The sequence below is a fragment of the Mesorhizobium sp. M0751 genome, assembly GCF_040320265.1.
GTDB lineage: Bacteria > Pseudomonadota > Alphaproteobacteria > Rhizobiales > Rhizobiaceae > Mesorhizobium.
On record NZ_JAMYPH010000072.1, the window covers coordinates 1 to 1476 of the forward strand.

Below are 1476 nucleotides of genomic sequence, written 5' to 3' on the forward strand. Positions count from 1 at the left end.
CCTCACTTCTTGGTCACGATGCCCATCGCGCTTTTTGCGCGAGCTCACTTCATCCCGATTGCAGGCACCCGATCCGTAACCGTTTATCCGTCACACAAAGTGAAAGCAAAACGACTGGCTGAGAATCTCGTGATTGCGCTCGGCGCCTCAGGAGGAATCCTCCTTTTGCAATCTGAGCTCCCCGAAGGCAAAGGGCTGGCGAGTTCGTCTGCGGATCTTGTTGCGACGGCACGGTCAATCGCCTGCTGCTTCAAGCGTAGAGTCCGGACATCATTGATGGAGAAGCTAATGGCGGAGATCGAGCCATCCGACGGGGTGATGTACCCAGGAGTGGTCGCATATCAGCAGCGTTCATGTAGCCTTCTCTCCTTCCTTGGGCAAATGCCGCCGCTTGCAATCGTTGGTATCGATGAAGGAGGGACTGTCGAAACTGTCGACTATGATCAACGGCGAGGTGTAATATCCGCCAGTCACAGAGCGGAATATCACCAATTACTCGAACGGGCACGGATCGCAATTCCGCGGGGTGACACGGCCACGATAGGCAGAATAGCTACGACCAGCGCGCTCCTGCATCAGGAGCGGGCTCCAAAGGAGCATCTGAACTCCATGCTGAAAGCATCCGAGGCCACTGACGCTCTCGGGGTCATAGTCGCGCACAGCGGCACAATGATTGGAATCCTGCTTGATCGAATGGCGGCTGACTTTCCACGGAAGCTTCGGGCAGTGCTCGCCCATGTATCGCCGTTCGACAACTCGCCAAAAATATATCTGACCATGACTGGTGGTTGCCGGTAAGGTAAGCAATATGGACGCTGTTCGCAAACGCCTCCCATTCTCCGGCTATTCTGATGCCTATGCTCTCCCCAGCATTATTAGGTGTGAGACAAACCTATATCTTGCGCAGTTCGCGTTCATGAAGCTTCTCCCTGCGAAGTACATCATTGAGCAAGCGCTGGCTCGAGGGGCTTTGACGCACGGCATGAAAGTTCTCGAGACCTCGAGCGGGACCTTCGCGCTCGGTTTGGCCGTGGTTTGCCGGGAACGTGGATTCCAACTCGAAATCTTCACAGACCCAGTGATGGACAAAGGCCTGGAAAACAGGTTGAGCTCCTTGGGAGCCGAAGTCTTCATAATAACTGAAAAGGCGAGGGAGGGTGGTTATCAAAGAAGCCGCCTCGACGCATTACACGCTAGGATGAGAAAGTTGGGCCACTCCTGTTTCTGGCCCCGGCAATACGAAACACCCGACAACCCCGCAGCCTATAAGCTCTTCGCCGATCAGATATCGGGGATGTTGGGCGCCGACGTAACTTTGGTCGGTTCTGTGGGATCAGGCGGCTCTACTTGCGGAACGATAGAGCGCCTCCGCCAAAAAGCCCCTCGCGCGCGCCTGATTGGAGTGGACACCTTCAATAGCGTCATTTTTGGCCAACAGGATGGCGAACGGAAACTGCGGGGGCTGGGGAACAGTCT

2 protein-coding genes are annotated in these 1476 nt (G+C 55.4%); both read left to right on the forward strand.

Annotated elements, in window-relative coordinates:
• On the forward strand, positions 1 to 798 hold a 798-nt coding region (locus tag NKI19_RS32665; protein WP_352567711.1), incomplete at its 5' end, for a GHMP family kinase ATP-binding protein.
• A gap of 10 nt (positions 799 to 808) precedes the next feature.
• A partial coding sequence (locus NKI19_RS32670; protein WP_352567710.1) for a pyridoxal-phosphate dependent enzyme occupies positions 809 to 1476 on the forward strand: 668 nt, incomplete at its 3' end.